The 17,750-nt window shown below is 68.7% G+C and carries 19 protein-coding genes; 11 read left to right on the plus strand and 8 right to left on the minus strand.

Annotated elements, in window-relative coordinates; genetic code table 11:
- Positions 1 to 6: 6 nt before the first annotated feature.
- On the minus strand, positions 7 to 891 hold the full coding sequence (locus tag WFQ67_RS24380) for an endonuclease/exonuclease/phosphatase family protein (protein WP_213629267.1): 885 nt from the start codon (positions 889 to 891) through the stop codon (positions 7 to 9).
- Positions 892 to 1,020: 129 nt separating this feature from the next.
- Between WFQ67_RS24380 and WFQ67_RS24385 the strand changes: the two genes are divergently transcribed.
- The 3 genes from WFQ67_RS24385 to WFQ67_RS24395 are packed head-to-tail and all read left to right on the plus strand — an operon-like array spanning position 1,021 to position 2,012.
- Entirely contained in the window at positions 1,021 to 1,218 is a 198-nt protein-coding gene (locus WFQ67_RS24385; protein WP_228723576.1) for a PLDc N-terminal domain-containing protein, read from the plus strand.
- Between the two features lie 51 nt (positions 1,219 to 1,269).
- Positions 1,270 to 1,461 (plus strand): PLDc N-terminal domain-containing protein, encoded by a 192-nt coding sequence (locus WFQ67_RS24390; protein WP_111264079.1) that lies wholly within the window; start codon positions 1,270 to 1,272, stop codon positions 1,459 to 1,461.
- Positions 1,458 to 2,012, plus strand: coding sequence for a histidine phosphatase family protein (locus WFQ67_RS24395; protein ID WP_213629268.1), 555 nt, complete (start codon positions 1,458 to 1,460; stop codon positions 2,010 to 2,012). The genes WFQ67_RS24390 and WFQ67_RS24395 overlap by 4 nt, the downstream gene beginning before the upstream one ends.
- 23 nt (positions 2,013 to 2,035) lie before the next feature.
- On the opposite strand, the gene WFQ67_RS24400 is transcribed toward WFQ67_RS24395, so the two are convergent.
- Together WFQ67_RS24400 and WFQ67_RS24405 are read right to left on the minus strand one after the other, a co-directional pair.
- A complete protein-coding gene (locus WFQ67_RS24400; protein ID WP_213629269.1) occupies positions 2,036 to 2,536 on the minus strand; it encodes a methylated-DNA--[protein]-cysteine S-methyltransferase in 501 nt (166 codons plus the stop codon).
- 3 nt (positions 2,537 to 2,539) lie between these two features.
- Complete coding sequence (locus WFQ67_RS24405; protein ID WP_337058435.1) at positions 2,540 to 3,430, minus strand: DNA-3-methyladenine glycosylase family protein; 891 nt, start codon at positions 3,428 to 3,430, stop codon at positions 2,540 to 2,542.
- Positions 3,431 to 3,599: 169 nt separating this feature from the next.
- On the opposite strand from WFQ67_RS24405, the gene speE reads away from it, so the two are divergent.
- The gene (speE, locus tag WFQ67_RS24410; protein WP_173178367.1) at positions 3,600 to 4,460 is read left to right on the plus strand and encodes a polyamine aminopropyltransferase; all 861 of its coding nucleotides are present in this window, start codon (positions 3,600 to 3,602) and stop codon (positions 4,458 to 4,460) included.
- A gap of 200 nt (positions 4,461 to 4,660) precedes the next feature.
- Here the strand turns inward: speE and WFQ67_RS24415 are convergent, their stop codons facing one another.
- From WFQ67_RS24415 to WFQ67_RS24430, 4 genes are all read right to left on the minus strand, one after another.
- Entirely contained in the window at positions 4,661 to 5,977 is a 1,317-nt protein-coding gene (locus tag WFQ67_RS24415) for an MFS family transporter (protein WP_337058436.1), read from the minus strand.
- Positions 5,978 to 6,272: 295 nt separating this feature from the next.
- The gene (locus WFQ67_RS24420) at positions 6,273 to 6,818 is read right to left on the minus strand and encodes a GNAT family N-acetyltransferase (RefSeq protein ID WP_213629272.1); all 546 of its coding nucleotides are present in this window, start codon (positions 6,816 to 6,818) and stop codon (positions 6,273 to 6,275) included.
- Positions 6,818 to 7,162, minus strand: a complete 345-nt coding sequence (locus WFQ67_RS24425; RefSeq protein WP_213629273.1) for a hypothetical protein — start codon at positions 7,160 to 7,162, stop codon at positions 6,818 to 6,820. Before WFQ67_RS24425 ends, WFQ67_RS24420 begins: the two co-directional genes overlap by 1 nt.
- The gene (locus WFQ67_RS24430) at positions 7,159 to 8,199 is read right to left on the minus strand and encodes an AraC family transcriptional regulator (RefSeq protein WP_337058437.1); all 1,041 of its coding nucleotides are present in this window, start codon (positions 8,197 to 8,199) and stop codon (positions 7,159 to 7,161) included. The genes WFQ67_RS24425 and WFQ67_RS24430 overlap by 4 nt, the downstream gene beginning before the upstream one ends.
- A 166-nt stretch (positions 8,200 to 8,365) precedes the next feature.
- Here WFQ67_RS24430 and WFQ67_RS24435 point away from each other — a divergent pair, with 166 nt between their 5' ends.
- The 6 genes from WFQ67_RS24435 (at position 8,366) to WFQ67_RS24460 (ending at position 14,107) form a co-directional block, all read left to right on the plus strand.
- A complete protein-coding gene (locus WFQ67_RS24435; protein ID WP_337058438.1) occupies positions 8,366 to 9,841 on the plus strand; it encodes a flavin-containing monooxygenase in 1,476 nt (491 codons plus the stop codon).
- On the plus strand, positions 9,825 to 10,763 hold the full coding sequence (locus WFQ67_RS24440; protein ID WP_337058439.1) for an alpha/beta hydrolase: 939 nt from the start codon (positions 9,825 to 9,827) through the stop codon (positions 10,761 to 10,763). The genes WFQ67_RS24435 and WFQ67_RS24440 overlap by 17 nt, the downstream gene beginning before the upstream one ends.
- A 1-nt stretch (position 10,764) precedes the next feature.
- Complete coding sequence (locus WFQ67_RS24445; RefSeq protein ID WP_271105690.1) at positions 10,765 to 11,526, plus strand: SDR family oxidoreductase; 762 nt, start codon at positions 10,765 to 10,767, stop codon at positions 11,524 to 11,526.
- A 208-nt stretch (positions 11,527 to 11,734) separates the two neighbouring features.
- Positions 11,735 to 12,634 (plus strand): DMT family transporter, encoded by a 900-nt coding sequence (locus tag WFQ67_RS24450; RefSeq protein WP_337058440.1) that lies wholly within the window; start codon positions 11,735 to 11,737, stop codon positions 12,632 to 12,634.
- Between the two features lie 253 nt (positions 12,635 to 12,887).
- Positions 12,888 to 13,229 carry a ribonuclease E inhibitor RraB gene (locus tag WFQ67_RS24455; protein ID WP_173178375.1) on the plus strand — a complete coding sequence of 114 codons (342 nt, stop codon included), beginning with the start codon at positions 12,888 to 12,890 and terminating at the stop codon, positions 13,227 to 13,229.
- Between the two features lie 134 nt (positions 13,230 to 13,363).
- Complete coding sequence (locus WFQ67_RS24460; protein ID WP_337058441.1) at positions 13,364 to 14,107, plus strand: type 1 glutamine amidotransferase; 744 nt, start codon at positions 13,364 to 13,366, stop codon at positions 14,105 to 14,107.
- Between the two features lie 681 nt (positions 14,108 to 14,788).
- On the opposite strand, the gene ydcS is transcribed toward WFQ67_RS24460, so the two are convergent.
- The gene (ydcS, locus tag WFQ67_RS24465; protein WP_337058442.1) at positions 14,789 to 15,946 is read right to left on the minus strand and encodes a putative ABC transporter substrate-binding protein YdcS; all 1,158 of its coding nucleotides are present in this window, start codon (positions 15,944 to 15,946) and stop codon (positions 14,789 to 14,791) included.
- Positions 15,947 to 16,339: 393 nt separating this feature from the next.
- On the opposite strand from ydcS, the gene WFQ67_RS24470 reads away from it, so the two are divergent.
- Positions 16,340 to 17,749 (plus strand): circularly permuted type 2 ATP-grasp protein, encoded by a 1,410-nt coding sequence (locus WFQ67_RS24470; RefSeq protein ID WP_337058443.1) that lies wholly within the window; start codon positions 16,340 to 16,342, stop codon positions 17,747 to 17,749.
- Position 17,750 lies beyond the last annotated feature (1 nt).

The raw sequence follows: 17,750 nt of genomic DNA on the forward strand, positions 1-17,750 counted from the left end.
CGGGCCTCACTGGTCCAGCCACACCGCGCGGTGATCCGAGCCGCGCCAGGGCAGGGTGCCCACCGCGCGCACCGGCCGCTCGCCGCGCACCAGGATGTGGTCCAGCCCGAGCATGCCCGGCCACCAGGTGGGGCGGATGCGCGGGCTGGTCAGGCGCAGCCCGGCGGTGGCGAGGAAATCCTGCAGGCGCGGTGAATAGGCCGTGCTGTTGAAGTCCCCCAGCACGACCACTTCCGGCCCCTCGGAGGCCACGCGCTCGGCCAGTTGCCGCAGCGACTCGTCGCGCGCCAGCGCCAGTTGCGTGCCCAGCGGCGGCGGCGGGTGCACGCCATAGAGCACCGTGCCGTCCTCCAGCTCCGCGCGCAGGTAGGGGTAGCCGCTGGCGGCGCCGGCGAGTTCCAGCACCTGGCAGCTTTTCAGTGGCAGGCGCGAGAACAGCGCCAGGCCGAAGGGCGAGTCGGTGTAGCGGGCGCAGGCCTCGAACGGGCGCAGGGTGGCCAGCTGTTGCGACCAGGCGGGCGTGGCCTCGGTGACGAAGACCAGGTCTGCGCGCTGTTTTGCCAGCCAGCGGGCATCGGCCCCGGCGTCGGCGTTGTCCAGTTTCAGGTTGAAGGCCAGGAAGCGCCGCGCGGGGGCCTCCGTCGCCAGGGGCTCGGCGGGCAAGGGGGTCAATGCCCAGCCCAGGGCGCCCAGCCCACAGAGCGCGAACAGCAACGATGAGGCATTGCGCGGCTGCACGGCGGCGCCGAGCAGCATCACCACGGCCTGGATCGGCACGAAGTGGCTGAGCAGCTCCAGGCCCCAGTGCAGGCGGCCGAACTGGCCAAGCACCAGGGTGACCAGGGCCAGCCAGGCGAGCTGATTGAGATGAAAGCGCAAGGCCTTGAGCACGCGTGCGTCCTGCATTCATGGGAAAGGCGCGAATTGTAGGCCATCCGACGTGCCTCGCGTGATCGGCGACGGGAACCCTGGCCGGCGCCCATGTCCTAACACTTGAGAGCCACCCTGCCGGAGCCCACGATGAGCCAACACGCGATGACCCTCTACGCCGTCCTGGGCACGCTGTACCTGCTGCTCACCGCCTGGGCGCTGTTCAATGTCCTGGGCAGCGGCGCGCGGCGCGAGCAGAAGGTCCTCTGGACTGCCCTGTTGCTGCTGTTCCCGCTGCTCGGGCTGTTCAACTGGGCCTGGATGGGGCCGCGTCGCCAGCACCGTTGATCCAGGCTCACCTATCCTGCACCCACACCCCCCGCAATAAGGAGCATCGCCATGGGTTCGATCCTCAACAGCCTGGCCGGGCTGATCATTCTCGCCCTCGACATCTGGGCCATCCTCAACGTCATCAAGAGCAACGCCGAGATCGGCATGAAGGTGCTGTGGATCCTGCTGATCGTGCTGCTGCCGGTGATCGGCCTGATCATCTGGGCCATCGCCGGGCCGCGGGGCGACGTGAGGATATGAACCGCCGCCGTGGCGCCTGGCTGCTGCTCTGGGCCTGCCTGGCGCTGCCGGCCCACGCCTACGAGGATGCCGCCTGGGCCGCGCTGCGCGGTGGCCAGGCGGTGTTCCTCATGCACCACGCCACCGCGCCGGGAGCGGGCGACCCCGACACCTTCCGCCTCGGCGACTGCACCACCCAGCGCAACCTCGATGCCGGCGGGCGCTACCAGGCGCAGCAGTGGGGCCAGTTGTTGCGCAGCCACTGGATCGAGGGGCCGCGCATCTTCACCGGGCGCTGGTGCCGCACCCAGGACACCGCCCTGGAAATGGGCATGGGCGCCTCGCAGCCGATGCCCGAGCTGGACTATTTCGAGGGGGATACCGCCGTCATGCAGCGCATGCGCCAGGCCATCAACGCGCTGCCACGCGGCCTGCCGCTGGTGCTGGTGACCCACGGGGTGAACATGACGGCCCTGACCGGAGTCCCGGCGGCACCGGATGAAGCCCTGATCGTCGCGCTGCCCATCACCGAGCCGGCGCGGGTGCTGGCACGGGTGCCCGCGCCGCGCTAGGCCCGGCGCCAGGGTGAAGGGGGTCAGATGAGCTGCAGCTGATCCTGCACCGGCTGCATTGCCGCGCCTTCCAGGCGCAAGAGGATGGCCTTGCGCTCCAGCCCTCCGCCGAACCCGGTCAGGCTGCCGTCACGGCCGATGACCCGGTGGCAGGGGATGATCACCGCGATGGGGTTGGCACCGTTGGCCAGGCCGATGGCGCGCACCGCCTTGGGCCTGCCGATGCGCATCGCCTGGGTGGCGTAGCTGATGGTCTGGCCATAGGGGATATCCAGCAGCGCCTGCCAGGCGGCCCGCTGGAACTCGGTGCCCTGGGGCGCCAGCTGCAGGTCGAAGCGCTTGCGCTTGCCGGCGAAGTACTCGTCCAGCTGGCGGCAGGCCGCATCGAGCTGGCGGGTGGCCGGGTGCCAGAGCGGGTCCAGCTCTGTCGGCCGCTCGGTCTCCATGTGCAGCAGGCGCAGCCCGGCCTCGTCGCCGGCCAGCAGCAGCGGGCCTATGGGGCTGTCCTGATAGCGGAAGTACATGGATCAATTCTCCGATGCGTAGCTGTGCCAGAGGTACACGGCGGCGTAGGCGCGCCAGGGCCGCCAGTGTTCGGCGCGGCTGGCCAGGGCCTTGGCGCTGATGCCGGCATCGCCCCAGAACGGCGACTTGAGCAGGCCCAGGTCGGCGGTGGGGAAGGCATCCGGCTGGCCGAAGGCACGCAGGGCGATGTATTCGGCGGTCCAGGGGCCGATGCCGGGCAGGGCGCAGAGCCGCGCGATGAGCGCTTCGACGCCCTCGGCCACCGAGAGTTCCAGGGCACCGGAAGCCACCGCGTCGGCGAAGCGGCGCAGCGTCTCCACCCGCTTGCCGGGCATGCCGATGCCGGGCAGCGCGTCGTCGGCGATGGCGCGGGCGGTGGGGAACAGGCGCAGCGGGCCGTCGTCGGGGGAATCCGCCAGGGGCTCGCCAAGGCGCTCCACCAGGCGCCCGGCGATGGTCACCGCGGCCTTCACCGTCACCTGCTGGCCGATGATGGTGCGCACGCCCTGCTCGAAGGGGTCGAAGGCCACCGGCAGGCGCAGGCCGGGGTAGCGTTCCAGCAGGGGTTGCAGCTGCGGGTCGCCGCAGAGGTGCCGGGCGATGGCCAGGGGGTCGCTGTCGAGGTCGAACATCTGTCGCACCCGCGCCACCAGCTCCGCTTCGCGGCCGAGGCACGAGGGGCTCAGCTCCAGGGCGAGGTGCCCGGCACCGGGGCGCACGCGGAACCAGCCATGCAGCTCGCCGAGGCGGAAGCTGCGGCAGTAGCTTGCGGCGTCGATGCGCTCGACGCCGGGCAGGCGGCGCAGGGCGAAGTGGCGCAGGAACTGCTCCCAGCTCCAGGGTTCGATGTAGGGAAGGTGCAGGCCGGGCGGCAGGGGGGTGGATTCGTTCATCGGGCGACGATACCGGCGGTCGTGGCGGCTGTCTCTCGGAAACTGATCATCGAATTCCCCACCTTCGCGGTTCGACCTGAAACCCGGGCCATCGTAGAATGCGCGCCTTTTCTTCGGACGGGCCCGGGCCAGCCGCCCACCCACCTGCAGCCATCACGGGAGACCCCTCATGAGCGACTACCAGGAAACTCTCTACGAAGGCTACGGCCAGCGTTTTCGCATGGACAAGCTGCTCCACGAAGTGCGCACCGAGCACCAGCACCTGGTGATATTCGAGAACCCGCGCATGGGCCGCGTCATGGCCCTGGACGGCGTGATCCAGACCACCGAGGCGGACGAGTTCATCTACCACGAGATGCTCACCCACGTGCCCATCCTCGCCCACGGCGCCGCGCGTCGCGTGCTGATCATCGGCGGTGGCGACGGCGGCATGCTGCGCGAGGTGCGCAAGCACAAGGGCGTCGAGAGCATCACCATGGTCGAGATCGACGGCACGGTGGTGGAGATGTGCAAGGAGTTCCTGCCCAACCACTCCAGGGGCGCCTATGACGACCCGCGACTGAACCTGGTGATCGACGACGGCATGCGCTTCGTCGCCAGCACCGAGGAGAAGTTCGACGTGATCATCTCCGACTCCACCGACCCGATCGGCCCGGGCGAGGTGCTGTTTTCCGAGAACTTCTACCAGGCCTGCCGCCGCTGCCTGAACGAAGGCGGCATCCTGGTCACCCAGAACGGCACGCCCTTCATGCAGCTGGGCGAGGTGCAGACCACAGCCGGGCGCATGAACGGCCTGTTCGCCGACTGGCACTTCTACCAGGCGGCCGTACCCACCTACATCGGCGGCTCCATGACCTTCGCCTGGGGCGCCACCCACCCGGAGTCGCGCAAGGTCTCGCTGGAAACCCTGCGCCAGCGCTTCGCCGGCAGCGGCATCGTCACCCGCTACTACAACCCCGAGATCCACCTCGGCGCCTTCGCCCTGCCGCAGTACGTGCTGCAGGCCATCGGCAAACCGAGCAACGACTGAGTCGCGCGACACCAGGAGGCCCCGCAAGGGGCCTTTTTCGTGCCCGCCCGATGGTCGGTGCAGGAGCGGTTTCACCGCGAAATGGCTCGCGAAGGACACCGTTGCGGCACAGTAGGGGCGAATTCATTCGCCCACGGGCAACGGCGTTGCCCTGATCGTGGAAGGCAGCCCTGCGGGCTGACTGGCGACTGAAGTCGCCCCTACAGATCGTGATGCAGGTAGCTCGCCTGTTTCGGCAGCCGCAGGCTGAAGAGGAAGGCCACCACCATCATGGCCGAGACGTACCAGTAGAAGCTTTCCTCCATGCCGATGGACTTCAGCCCCAGTGCCGCGTATTCCGCCGAGCCGCCGAAGACGGCGTTGGCCACCGCATAGGCCAGGCCGACGCCGAGGGCGCGGACTTCCGGCGGGAACATCTCGGCCTTCACCAGGCCGCTGATGGAGGTGTACAGGCTGACGATGGCCAGCGCCACGATGATCAGCGCGAAGGCGATGTATGGGCTCTGCACGCCCTTGAGCGCGGTGAGGATCGGCCAGGTGCACAGCGCGCCCAGGGCGCCGAACCAGAGCATCGATGTGCGCCGGCCGATGCGGTCGGAGAGGGCGCCGAACAGCGGCTGCATGAGCATGTAGACGAACAGCGCGCAGGTCATCACGGCGCTGGCGGTCTTGGTGGTCATGCCGGCGCTGTTGACCAGGTATTTCTGCATGTAGGTGGTGAAGGTGTAGAAGATCAGCGAGCCGCCGGCGGTGTAGCCGAGCACCGTGACGAAGGCGCGCTTGTGGTGGCGGAACAGGTGGCCCAGGCTGCCGGATTCCTCGCTGTGCAGCTGGTCCTGGCGGGCGGTCTCGTTCAGCGAGCGGCGCAGGTAGAAGGCGATCACCGCCGTCGCCGCGCCGATCACGAAGGGGATGCGCCAGCCCCAGGCCCGCAGTTCGTCCTCGCTCAGCACCTGCTGCAGGATCACCACCACCAGAACCGCCAGCAGCTGTCCGCCGATCAGGGTCACGTACTGGAAGGACGCGAAGAAGCCGCGCTGGCCCCTGAGCGCCACCTCGCTCATGTAGGTGGCCGTGGTGCCGTATTCACCACCCACCGACAGCCCCTGGAACAGCCGAGCCACCAGCAGCAGCGCCGGCGCCAGGGCGCCGATGGCGGCATAGGTGGGCATGCAGGCGATGGCCAGGGAGCCGGCGCATATCATCAGCACCGAGATCATCATCGAGCGCTTGCGCCCGTACCTGTCGGCGATGCGGCCGAACAGCCAGCCGCCGATGGGGCGCATGAGGAAGCCGGCGGCGAACACGCCCGCGGTATTGAGCAACTGCACCGTCGGGTCGTCGGAGGGGAAGAAGGCCGGGGCGAAGTAGATGGAGCAGAAGGCGTAGACGTAGAAGTCGAACCACTCCACCAGGTTGCCGGAGGAGGCGCCGACTATCGCGAACACGCGTTTGCGGCGCTCTTCGAAGCTGTAGTGCGGATGGGGGCTGTCGAGGTGTTCGGTCGTACTGCTCATGGGGCTGGGCACTCGTTCTGGAAGGAGTTGCGGCCCGCGCCCCCGAGCGGGAGACGGGCCGGGCCTGTCCTTGGATTGACTGCCGGTGTCACAAAATGTTGCGGCTCCTGGTATCAGCCAAGCCCCGGTTGGACGGGAAAGCAACGACCGCAGGGCGGCTCGCGGACGATGTTAGGGGACGTATAGGGCGCGCGTAGGATGGGTAGAGCTTGGCGAAACCCATGCTGTGGTGGTCGGTGGCGCTGGCGTGGGTTCGGGCTCGGGATCGATGGGGTTCGCTGCGCTCTACGCCATCCTACGGGACGGGTGCGGGGATCACCGGGCCGAGGCGCAGTTGCATGGCCACCCGGTCGGCCAGGCCGAAGGCCTTTTCCTCCTTGAGGCGGCGGATCAGCTCGTCGTGCAGCTCGGCTTCCTCCAGCGGGCGGAAGCCGAGCCGGGCGTAGTAGGGGGCGTTCCAGGGAATGTCGGCGAAGGTGGTCAGGTACAGCGCATCGTGGCCGCGTGCCTCGGCCCAGTCGCGGGCGGCGGCGATCAGGCGACGGCCGATGCCGCGACGCCCCAGGGCCGGCAGCACGTCCAGTTCCGCCAGCAAGGCGATGCCGCCGAGCACCTCCACCAGGGCGAAGCCCACGGCCATGCCGCCGCTGTCCTGTGCCACCCACAGGCGGCCTTCGGCCTGCCCCTGGGCCAGCAGCGCCTGGGGCACGGTCGCCTCGCGCAAGAGTGCGGGAATGGCACCCTCCGGGAACAGGCTGGCGGCGGCGCGCTCGATCTCGGCCAGCACCGCCAGGTGACGGGGCTCGGCCGGAACCACCGGGTAGTCCTCCTGGGCGAGCATCAGCGCCACTCGCCCCGCTGGTCCACCAGCGTGCGGTCGCCCCGGGTCACGCTCAGGCGGCCGTCCTCGCCGACGAAGTAGTGGGTATCGCCGTTGTTGAACTCGTAGCCCAGGGAATGGCAGGGGGTGATGCCGTCGGCACACAGTCGCATGAGCTGGCGACCCTTGAGTTCGAGGGTGTTGCCGCTCTTCTTGCTGGTGCCCCGGTAGAGCACGTTGTCGCAGCCGACGGTGCCTTCGTCGCACTGCTCGATGATCTCGACGCGGTAGCCGGGGGTGTCCAGGGTGGCCGCCGGCAGCGGGCCGGCAACGAGCAGCAGGGGCAGGGCGAGGGCGGGTCTCATGACAGGGCGTTCCGGGTCTGGAGTTGGCTGCGGTACTGGCCGGGCGTGATGCCCTTCCAGCGTTTGAAAGCATGGATGAAGTTGGACAGTTCGCCATAACCGAGGCGTTCGGCGATCTCTTCCAGTCGGATGCCATCGGTGGCCAGCAGTTCCTCGGCCAGGGCGTTGCGCACTTCCTCATGCAACTGGCGGAAGGAGGTGCCCTCGGCGTCCAGGCGGCGGCGCAGGGTGCGCGAGGTCATGTGCAGCTCGGTGGCGATGCGCTCCATGTCCGGCAGCAGCCCCGGCTGGGACAGCAGGCGATCGCGGATGCGCCCGGCGAGCCCCGCGCGCACCCGGCGGCGCGCCAGCAGCGCCTTGCACTGGGCCTCGCACTGCTGCGCCACCTGCGGGTTGGCGCCGGGCAGCGGCAGGTCGAGCAGGGCGCGGGCGAAGACGATGCGGTTCTCCGGGGCGTCGAAGCCCGGCATCACCCCCAGCAGCTCGCGGTAGGGCGTGGCGTCGGCCGGGGCGGGCAGGGCGAGGCTCACGCGCTGCAGCGGCAGGTCGGCATTGTTCAGGTCGCGCTGCACGCTGAGGGCCCCGGCGATGTCGCGCTCCAGCAGGAAGCCGCGCAGGTCCTCGGGCAGGCCGCGCCCCTCCAGCACCAGGTGCGCTTCGTCGTCGTGCTCTTCCAGGCGCATGGTGTGGAAGGCGTAGGTCAGGTCGAGGTAGCGCAGGCCCAGTTCGGCGGCGCTGCGGTAGGTGGGGCTGCTGAGCAGGGCGAACCCCCAGATGCCATAGGTGCTGAGGTGGTAGCGGCGGCCGGCCTTGAGGCCGATGCCGGGAATGTGCCCGAGGGCCTGGACGATGTTGCGCACCAGGGCCAGTTCCTGGGCGGCGTTGACCTCGGCGCCGGGGTCGGCCAGGGCGTTCCAGTCCAGGCCGGTGCCGGCCAGGCAACGTTCCACCGACAGGCCGTGGTCGAGGCCGAACTGGGTGAGCAACTGCACGCTGATGGCACTGCGGCGGGGCGGCCAGTGGGAAATGTCCTGCATATCGTGTCGCGTTCCTTGGCAGTTGAACGGGCATTTATGTCCGAAAAGCACAATTCGCTGTCCGATCATGCCATAAACAGCGTGCGCCGCCGCGCATTAGCATCCTCTCATCCGCACGTTCGGCTGGCCTGGTCCCCGACGGTTGCGGCGAGCATGGGAGAAAACAATGAACAACAATCCCCAGCACCCGGCGCCCCTGCGCGTGCTGATCATCGGAGCCGGCTTCGGCGGCCTCGGCCTGGCCATCCGCCTGCAGCAATGCGGCATCGAGGATTTCCTGATCCTCGAGAAGGCCGCCGACCTCGGCGGCACCTGGCGTGACAACACCTACCCCGGCGCGGCCTGCGACGTGCCTTCGCACCTCTACTCCTTCTCCTTCGAGCCCAAGCTCGACTGGTCGCGCAAGTTCGCGCCCCAGGCGGAGATCCACGCCTACCAGCAGCAGTGCGCCGAGCGCCACGGCCTGCGTCGGCGCATCCGCTTCGGCACCGAGGTGGCCGGCGCCCGCTTCGACGAAGAGGCGGCGCTGTGGCGGGTGGAAAGCACCACGGGCGAGCACTTCAGCGCCCGCGCCCTGATCAGCGCCTGCGGCCAGTTGAACCGGCCGGCCATGCCGCGCCTGCCCGGCATCGAGCGCTTCACTGGCGAGGTGTTCCACTCGGCGCGCTGGAACCATGACTACGACCTGGCCGGCAAGCGCGTGGCGGTGATCGGCACCGGCGCCAGCGCCATCCAGTTCGTGCCGCAGATCGCGCCGCAGGTGGCGCAGCTGCACCTGTTCCAGCGCTCCGCCGCCTATGTCATCGCCAAGCCCGACCGCGCCTACCGCCCGTGGGAGCTGGCGCTGATGAAGCGCCTGCCGGTGCTGCAGAAGGTCGACCGGCTGCTCAAGTACGTGCAGCACGAGGCGCGCGCCCTGGCCTTCACCGTCTTCCCGCCGCTGATGAAGGTGATGCGCCTGAGCTTCCACCGGCACCTGTCCCGCGGCATCCGTGACCCGGAACTGCGTCGGCGCCTGCAGCCGGACTACCCGCTGGGCTGCAAGCGCATCCTCATCTCCAACGACTTCTACCCCGCCCTGGCGCGGGACAACGTCGAGCTGGTGGAGCAGGGCATCACCGGCATCAGCGAGCGTGGCGTGCTCACCGCCGACGGCCGCGAGCGCGAAGTGGACGCGATCATCTATGGCACCGGTTTCGCCGCCACCGATTTCCTCGCCCCCATGAGCATCCGCGGGCGCGACGGCCGCGACCTCAACGAGGCCTGGCGCGAGGGCGCCGAAGCCTACCTGGGCATCAGCGTCAGCGGCTTCCCCAACCTGTTCATCCTCTACGGGCCGAACACCAACCTGGGGCACAACTCGATCCTCTACATGCTGGAAAGTCAGTTCGCCTATGTGCTTGGCTGCCTGCGCGCGCTGCAGCGCGACGGCCTGCGCTACATGGACCTCAAGCCCGAGGTGCAGCGCCGCTTCAACGACAGGCTGCAGCACGCCGTTCGCCATACGGTGTGGGAGCGCGGCTGCAACAGCTGGTACAAGACCGCCGATGGCCGCAACACCAACAACTGGCCCGGCTTCACCCTGACCTACCGCCAACAGACCCGCCAACCGGAGCTCGACCACTATGAATGCGTCCGTTGATTTCACCGCGCCCGATGCCGGCCAGCCGCTGCTGCGTGCGGTGCTGCGTGGGGGCTTGCGGGTGCTGTTCCGGAGCCTGGTGCGCCCGCCGATGCCCATCGCCGGGCAGCGGGCGGTGATCCGCGCGCTGACTTCCACCCCGGTGTCGATGCGCGGTGTCACCCGCAGTCGCGACAGCCTCGGCGGGGTGCCCTGCGAATGGCACCGCCCTGCACGGGACAACGGCAGCGTGCTGCTCTACCTGCACGGCGGCGCCTTCCTCATCGGCGCCGCCGCGACCCACCGTGCCATCACCGCCACCCTGGCGCGCCGGGGCGGGCTGTCGGTCTGCGCGCTGGACTATCGCCTGGCGCCCGAACACCCGTTCCCCGCCGCCCGCCAGGACGGCGTGGCCGCCTACCGCGCGCTGCTGGCCCAGGGGTATGCCAGCGAGCGCATCTTCATCGGCGGTGATTCCGCAGGTGGCAATCTCAGCCTGATCACCGCCCTGGAACTCGGTTGCCAGGGGCTGCCGCAGCCGGCGGGGCTGGTGCTGCTGTCGCCGGTGACCGACTTCAGCGGCGAGCAGATGCACCAGCCTCCGGCCGGCGACCCGCTGCTAAATCCGCTGTGGATGGAGCAGGCCATCAGCCTCTACGCCCCGGCAGGGCTGGATCGACGCGACCCCGGGCTGTCGCCGATCTACGCCGACCTGGCCGGCCTGCCGCCGATCCTGGTGCAGGTGGGCGAGGACGAACTGCTGCTCAACGACAGCCTGCGCCTGGCGGACGCGGCGCGGGCGGCCGGGGTGCCGGTGCGCCTGGAGCGCTACCCGGGGCTGTGGCATGTGTTCCAGGCCCACGCCGGCATACTGCGTGCCGCCGACCAGGCGCTGGCCAGTATCCTCGCCTTCATCCACGCCCGCAGCGGCGAGGGGGCTTGAAATGCACAACATCCTCATCACCGGCGCCGCTTCCGGCATCGGCCGGGCCACGGCGCGGCTGTTCCACCAGAAGGGCTGGACCGTCGGCCTGCTGGACATCGCCCCGCAGCCGCTGGAGGAACTCTCCGCCGAACTGGGCGGGCTCTGGTACCAGGCGCTGGACGTCACCGACCTGGCCGCCGTCGAAGGCGCCCTGGCGGACTTCTGCGGGCGCCATGACGGGCAGTTGCGGCTGCTGTTCAACTGCGCGGGCCTGCTGCGCTTCGGCCACTTCGAGACGATCGATGTGGCCGAGCACGCGCGCATCCTCGCGGTGAACGTGCTGGGCCTGGTGCAGATGACCCACGCGGCCTTCCCCTATCTCAAGGCCACCGCCGATGCCCAGGTGATCAACATGGGCTCGGCCTCGGGTCTCTACGGCACGCCGCACATGGCCAGCTACTCCGCCTCCAAGTTCGCCGTGCGCGGCTTCACCGAGGCCCTGGAGCTGGAGTGGCGGCGCCACGGCATCCGTGTCGGCGACCTGATGCCGCCCTTCGTGCGCACCCCGATGGTCGAGAGCCAGCGCTTCGAGCCGCCGACCCTGCGCCGCCTCGGGGTGAGCCTCAAGGCCGAGGACATCGCCGAGGCGGCCTGGCAGCAGGCCCATGGCGCCGCGGTGCACCGGCCCATCAGCCTGCTGTTCAAGCTGATGTACTGGTCCGGGCAGGTGTCGCCGCCGTGGGTCAGCCGGCTGATCATGGGCCGGCTGAGCCGGGAGTAGGGCGGCCGACGGGTCATGGCTGAAGCCGGTCTCCAGTGGGCCCCGCGTCCGCGAGGGTGACGGTGTCTGCGGGGCTTGCATGCACGCCGTCATCCCCGCGAAAGCGGGGACCCACCGAAGAGACAGCTCCGGGTGGCTTTGCACGGGGGCCGGCACCCTATAGCCTGGCCGGCCGCACCTCCCTGGTGCGCCCGAAAGGACGCCTTCCATGACCCCCTGGTTCGCCTACGCCTGTCTCGCCCTGTCCATGCTGCTGGTCGGCGGCAATATCGCCATCGGCAAGCTGGTGCTGGCCGAGGTGCCGCTGTTCGTCTTCGCCTGCCTGCGCTTTCTCATCGCCACCCTGGTGCTGGCGCCGGGCATGCTGTCGTCCAGGGTGCGTCGGGGTCTGGATGCCACGGCCGGCAAGGGACTGTTCCTGCAGGCGTTCTTCGGCTGCTTCCTGTTCAGCCTGTTCATGCTCTATGGCGTGCAGCACACCAGTGCCACCAGTGCGGGCATCATCACCAGCGCGACGCCGAGCGTGGTGGCGCTGCTGGCCTGGTTCTGGCTGCGTGAGCGGGTTGGCGCGCAGGGCGCGCTGGCGATTGCGTTGGCGGTAGCGGGCATCGCCCTGCTCAACCTGCTGGGCGGCGGCGAGGGCGGCACCGGCAGCGTGCTCGGCAATACGCTGGTGCTGGGCGCGGTGCTGGCCGAGGCGATCTTCGCCATCTATTCGCGGCGCCTGTCCCTGGCGCTGCATCCCTGGGCGATGGCCTTCGGCGTGAACCTCGCCGGGCTGGCGCTGTTCCTGCCCCTGGCTCTGGTGCAGGCCCCCGCGTTCGACTGGATGGCGATAAGCCTGGCGAGCTGGGCCTGGGTGCTGTTCTATGCGCTGAGCGCCAGCGTGCTGTCCTTCCTGCTCTGGTACCGCGGCATCAGCCAGGTGCAGGCCAGCGTGGCCGGGCTGTTCACCGGGCTGATGCCGGTGGGCGCGGTGCTGGTCGGCGGCCTGCTGCTGGGCGAAGGGCTGAGCGCCGGCCAGGCCCTGGGCATGGCCCTGGTGCTGGGTGCCATCGGCCTCGGTGGGCGGGCGGAGCGACGGGCGGTTTCGCCCGGCGGCGCCTGAAGTGCCGCCCGTCGTGCCGGGCGAAGGAAAGTTCGCTCGACGGCGGGCAGACCGGCCGAGCTGACGCTAACCTGCACTCTGATGCAGTCGATCGTTGTGCGTGAGAAAAGCAGCGGCCATCTCAAGGAGCTGGCCAGGGTGGTGCCCCGCGTCCGCGGGGCCGCCCGTGGCGACGCCGCCAGGTGTCGCGAGGCCGAAGCCTTCGGCCGTCTACAAGCGAAACTCATCAATCGCCAGAGAGGAGGTCGTTACCATGAGCACAACCTTCCACGATGACGTCAGCAGCAATGTTCTACGGCGCATGAAAGAGGGCGGTTTCGATTTCGCCCGGGTACATCCCATCGAGTTCTACGCCATCTTCCCCGACGAGGACCGGGCCCGGATGGTTGCGCGAAAGTTCTGCGGTGAATGGCTTAACGCCCAGGTATCCCCCCGTGATGACGGGGCCTGGCACCTGCAGGTGAGCAAGGTGATGTACGCCACCCACGCCGGCATCGGCGATTTCGAACACGACCTGGAGGAGCTGGTCGTGCCCCTCGGCGGGACCCTGGATGGATGGGGCGTGACCCAGGAACTCCCCGCGCCTTCGCGCTGAGTTCCCCAACGCCTGGTAATCACCGGCCAGCCCTGCGCTGGCCGGTGTCGTTCCAGGTGCCTGAAAAAACTTACCTTTTCCTGACTCGACCTCGGCACGGGCTTTGCCTCAGACTCCGGAAACGGAGGGCTGACATGACCGATATCCTGATTCTTACCCACGCCGATTTCTGTCCGGCTGGCCATCTCGCGAACGTGCTGGACGCGCAAGGCCGGGCCTTCACCGTGTTGCGCGCGGACCAGGGCGAACTGTACGGCTACGACCTCGATCGCCCGCGCGCGGTCGCGGTGATGGGCGGGCCGATGAGCGTCAACGACCCACTGCCCTGGATCGAAGCGGAAATCGCGGCGCTGCGGCATTTCATCGCGCGGGACATCCCCCTCATCGGGCACTGCCTCGGCGGCCAGTTGCTGGCACGGGCGCTGGGGGCGGCGGTGCACCGCATGCCCTATACCGAGATCGGCTGGCAGCCGCTGGAGAAACGCGCGCTGGCGGTGGGCAATCCCTGGGTCGCGCACCTGCCCATGCAGTTCCCGGTCTACCAGTGGCACAGCGATACCTTCGATCTGCCCAGCGGCGCGCAGTGGCTGTTCGACAGCCCCTGGTGCCCCAATCAGGGCTTCTCCTGGGGCGACAAGGTGCTGGCCCTGCAAGGCCACCCGGAGATGACCGAGGAACTGGTGCAGCTGTGGCTCACCGACTGGGCCCACCTGCTCGACGAGACCCAGCCCAGCCAGCAGTCCAGGGAGCGCATGCTCAAAGACCTGCCGGCCAAGGTGGAGGCGCTGCACCAGGTGGCGGAAGGGTTCTACCGACGCTGGCTGGACCTGGCCTTCCAGGACCAGCCCCAGCGCTCGGCCCCCGCGTTGAGCGCCTAGCGCTGGGTTGCACCCGACCTATATGAGGCCAATGCCTGACGCCGTACCGCGATCGACCCCGCCTGGTGGAGGTAAAAAGCGACCTCCACCCTACGCAGCGGTCGGGTCCGGGGTGGGAGCGAATTCATTCGCGAAAAGGGCCGTGCAACGCGCCCACCCATGATTGCCATGAAGTCCGTGGTGCGTAGGGCGGGTGGAACCCGCGGCGTTGTGCACCATCGTCGGGTCGCACCCGACCTACATGCGATCCAGACCCTGTAGGGGCGAATTCATTCGCCCAGCGGCGCGCAGCGCCGCCGCTCTCCTGCCGGGGTAAACTCCCAGGCCTGACGCCGTGCCGTGATCGAGCCCGCCGGGTGGAGGTGAAAAGCGACCTCCACCCTACGCAGTGGTCAGGACCGGCGTGGGAGCGAATTCATTCGCGAATACGGCCCGAGCCGGGCGTCGCGGTTGAAACCGCTCCTACATGAGGCGCCTGCACTGTAGGGGCGAATTCATTCGCCAAGCGGCGCGCAGCGTCGCAGCTCTCCTGCCGGGGTAAACTCCCAGGCCTGAAGCCGTGCCGTGATCGAGCCCGCCGGGTGGAGGTGAAAAGCGACCTCCACCCTACGCAGCGGTCGGGTCCGGGGTGGGAGCGAATTCATTCGCGAAGAGGGTCGCACGGCGCCTCGGGCAGGCCCGCTAACGCCCACCCATGATCGCGATGTAGTCCTGGGTCCAGCGGCTGTAGGGCACGCATTGCCCGTCGCCGCATTTGGCCTGGGGCGTCTTCCAGAAGGCGATCTTATCGAACTGGTCGTAGCCGTTGGTGGCGCAGCCGCCGGCGCCGAGCAGTTCGCTGCTGGAGCAGCCCTTGGGTACCGCCGGCACCGAGCCGAACCAGGCCGCCACGTCGCCCTGCACCTTGGGCTCCAGGGACCAGTTCATCCATCTGTAGGCGCAGTTGGGGTGCTTGGCCTCGGCGTGCAGCATGGTGGTGTCGGCCCAGCCGGTGGAGCCCTCCGTGGGGATGGTGGAGGCGACGGGCTGCTTCTCGCCGCGCAGGGCGTTGACCTGGTAGGGCCAGGAGCCCGAGGCGGCCACGCCTTCGTTCTTGAAGTCGCTCATCTGCACGGTCGCGTCGTGCCAGTAGCGGTGGACCAGCGGTTGCTGGCCGCGCAGCAGGGCGATGACGGCGGCGTACTGCGCCTCGCTCAGTTCGTAGGGATCGCGGATGCCCAGCTCGGGCCGGGTGCGGCGCAGGTAGAGGGCGGCGTCGGCGATGTAGATGGGGCCGTCGTAGGCCTGCACGCGGCCCTTGTTGCTCTTGCCGTCGGGCAGGGTGGTCTCCTCGAACACCACGTTCCAGCTCGTGGGCGGCTTGGGGAAGACCTGGGTGTTGTACATCAGCACGTTCGGCCCCCACTGGTAGGGCGTGCCGAAATGCTGCCCGGCCACGGTGTGCCAGGCGGCGTCCCTGAGCCGCTCGTCGAGGTTCTTCCAGTTGGGAATCAGCGCGGTGTCGATCGGCTGCACGCGCTTGCCCGCCACCAGGCGCAGGGAGGCATCGCCGGAGGCTGTGACCAGGTCGTAGCCACCCTTGGCCATGAGGCTGACCATCTCGTCGGAGGTGGCGGCGGTCTTCACGTTGACCTTGCAGCCGCTGTCCTTTTCGAAGGCGGTGACCCAGTCGTAGGCCTTGTCGGTCTCGCCGCGCTCGACGTAGCCGGGCCAGGCGATGATGTCGAGCGCGCCTTCGCCCTCGCCAATCTGCTTGAGCGGTTGTGCGGCCTGCAGCGCGCCGCTGAGCAGGGCGCTGGCGCAGGCAAACGCCGAAAGGGTGCTTCTGATCGAGGACATGGTCGACTCCTGATGCGGATGCGGCGGAGCCTGGGCGGCGACCGCCAGAGCAGCGGGCCGTGAGGCGGGAGGTGCTCAAGCCAGCGTAGTTCGCGGCCTGTGGCCTGACAAGCAAGGTTACCGACGGCGCGGGCAGGCTGGCGGCCTTGTCCTAGACTGCTTGCGTGGGCGCATTCGCGATGAGCGAAGAATTAGGGAACAAGTACGCGCAGCTCCCCGTCCTAATCCGTATCGCCGCCAAACGGGGCGGTGGCACCCGTTCCGCTTCCGAAGCTGCACCATCGCAGTGCGTCGGAGTGGGAGTCCGAGTGCAACTCATTGATACGTAAGGGGTTGAGTCGCTGGCACGAGGCTTGCGACTGCAAGATGGTCGGTGGTGACAAGGAGTCCGGCATGGCCCGCACCTTTTTTGACGAGATGTACGACGCGAGTGGCGAATGCCGCCCGCACTACCGGGAATTCGCCCGCTGGTTGGCCGATACCCCCGAGGAGCTGCTTGCCCAGAGGCGGCGCGAAGCCGACCTGCTGTTCCACCGGGCGGGCATCACCTTCACCCTCTATGGGGATGAACAGGGCACCGAGCGCCTGATCCCCTTCGATACCATTCCCCGATCCATCCCCATGAGCGAGTGGCGTGTCGTCGAGCGCGGCTGCATCCAGCGCGTCAAGGCGCTGAACATGTTCCTCGCCGACCTCTACCACGGCCAGCGCATCATCAAGGCGGGGATCATCCCGGCCGAGCAGGTGCTGGCCAACGAGGGCTACCAGATCGCGATGCAGGGCCTGGACCTGCATCGCGACATCTACGCCCATATCGCCGGCGTGGACCTGGTGCGTGACGGCGACGGCACCTACTACGTGCTCGAGGACAACCTGCGCACCCCCAGCGGCGTCAGCTACATGCTCGAAGACCGCAAGATGATGATGCGCCTGTTCCCCGAGCTGTTCGCGGCGCAGCGCGTGGCGCCCATCGACCACTACCCGAACATGCTGCTGGAGACCCTCAAGAGCTCCAGCCCGCTGGACAACCCCAGCGTCGTGGTGCTGACCCCGGGGCGCTTCAACAGTGCCTACTTCGAGCACGCCTTCCTCGCCCGCGAGATGGGCGTCGAGCTGGTGGAGGGCGCCGACCTGTTCGTCCGCGACGACCGCGTCTACATGCGCACCACCTCCGGCCCGCAGCCGGTGGACGTGATCTACCGTCGCCTCGACGACGCCTTCCTCGACCCGCTGGCCTTCAACCCGGACTCCATGCTCGGCGTGCCCGGACTGCTGGCGGCCTACCGTTCCGGCAACGTGGTGCTGGCCAACGCCATCGGCACCGGGGTGGCGGACGACAAGTCGATCTATCCCTATGTCGGCGACATGATCCGCTTCTACCTCGACGAGGAACCCATCCTCGCCAACGTGCCCACCTGGCAGTGCCGCAAGCCCGAGGAGCTGTCCCACGTGCTGGCCAACCTGCCGGAGCTGGTGGTGAAGGAAACCCAGGGTTCCGGCGGCTACGGCATGCTAGTCGGCCCGGCTGCCACCAAGGCGGAGATCGAAGCCTTCCGCGAACGCCTCAAGGCGCGCCCGGAGGCCTACATCGCCCAGCCCACGCTGAGCCTGTCCACCTGCCCGACCTTCGTCGAGAAGGGCATCGCCCCGCGCCACATCGACTTGCGCCCGTTCGTCCTCTCCGGCCGCGAAACGCGCCTGGTGCCGGGCGGCCTGACGCGCGTCGCGCTGCGCGAAGGCTCGCTGGTGGTGAACTCGTCGCAGGGCGGCGGTACCAAAGACACCTGGATCGTGGAGGACTGAT

The organism is Pseudomonas sp. USHLN015 (assembly GCF_037153275.1).
In the GTDB taxonomy this organism is placed as follows: Bacteria; Pseudomonadota; Gammaproteobacteria; order Pseudomonadales; family Pseudomonadaceae; genus Metapseudomonas; species Metapseudomonas tohonis.

Excerpts from the sequence above, each read along its gene's own strand:
- WFQ67_RS24385 (WP_228723576.1), top strand. The coding sequence starts at position 1,021 with ATGAGCCAACACGCGATGACCCTCTACGCCGTCCTGGGCACGCTGTAC.
- WFQ67_RS24390 (WP_111264079.1), top strand. The coding sequence starts at position 1,270 with ATGGGTTCGATCCTCAACAGCCTGGCCGGGCTGATCATTCTCGCCCTC.
- WFQ67_RS24395 (WP_213629268.1), top strand. The coding sequence starts at position 1,458 with ATGAACCGCCGCCGTGGCGCCTGGCTGCTGCTCTGGGCCTGCCTGGCG.
- WFQ67_RS24400 (WP_213629269.1), bottom strand. The coding sequence starts at position 2,536 with ATGTACTTCCGCTATCAGGACAGCCCCATAGGCCCGCTGCTGCTGGCC.
- WFQ67_RS24405 (WP_337058435.1), bottom strand. The coding sequence starts at position 3,430 with ATGAACGAATCCACCCCCCTGCCGCCCGGCCTGCACCTTCCCTACATC.
- speE (WP_173178367.1), top strand. The coding sequence starts at position 3,600 with ATGAGCGACTACCAGGAAACTCTCTACGAAGGCTACGGCCAGCGTTTT.
- WFQ67_RS24415 (WP_337058436.1), bottom strand. The coding sequence starts at position 5,977 with ATGAGCAGTACGACCGAACACCTCGACAGCCCCCATCCGCACTACAGC.
- WFQ67_RS24420 (WP_213629272.1), bottom strand. The coding sequence starts at position 6,818 with ATGCTCGCCCAGGAGGACTACCCGGTGGTTCCGGCCGAGCCCCGTCAC.
- WFQ67_RS24425 (WP_213629273.1), bottom strand. The coding sequence starts at position 7,162 with ATGAGACCCGCCCTCGCCCTGCCCCTGCTGCTCGTTGCCGGCCCGCTG.
- WFQ67_RS24430 (WP_337058437.1), bottom strand. The coding sequence starts at position 8,199 with ATGCAGGACATTTCCCACTGGCCGCCCCGCCGCAGTGCCATCAGCGTG.
- WFQ67_RS24435 (WP_337058438.1), top strand. The coding sequence starts at position 8,366 with ATGAACAACAATCCCCAGCACCCGGCGCCCCTGCGCGTGCTGATCATC.
- WFQ67_RS24440 (WP_337058439.1), top strand. The coding sequence starts at position 9,825 with ATGAATGCGTCCGTTGATTTCACCGCGCCCGATGCCGGCCAGCCGCTG.
- WFQ67_RS24445 (WP_271105690.1), top strand. The coding sequence starts at position 10,765 with ATGCACAACATCCTCATCACCGGCGCCGCTTCCGGCATCGGCCGGGCC.
- WFQ67_RS24450 (WP_337058440.1), top strand. The coding sequence starts at position 11,735 with ATGACCCCCTGGTTCGCCTACGCCTGTCTCGCCCTGTCCATGCTGCTG.
- WFQ67_RS24455 (WP_173178375.1), top strand. The coding sequence starts at position 12,888 with ATGAGCACAACCTTCCACGATGACGTCAGCAGCAATGTTCTACGGCGC.
- WFQ67_RS24460 (WP_337058441.1), top strand. The coding sequence starts at position 13,364 with ATGACCGATATCCTGATTCTTACCCACGCCGATTTCTGTCCGGCTGGC.
- ydcS (WP_337058442.1), bottom strand. The coding sequence starts at position 15,946 with ATGTCCTCGATCAGAAGCACCCTTTCGGCGTTTGCCTGCGCCAGCGCC.
- WFQ67_RS24470 (WP_337058443.1), top strand. The coding sequence starts at position 16,340 with ATGGCCCGCACCTTTTTTGACGAGATGTACGACGCGAGTGGCGAATGC.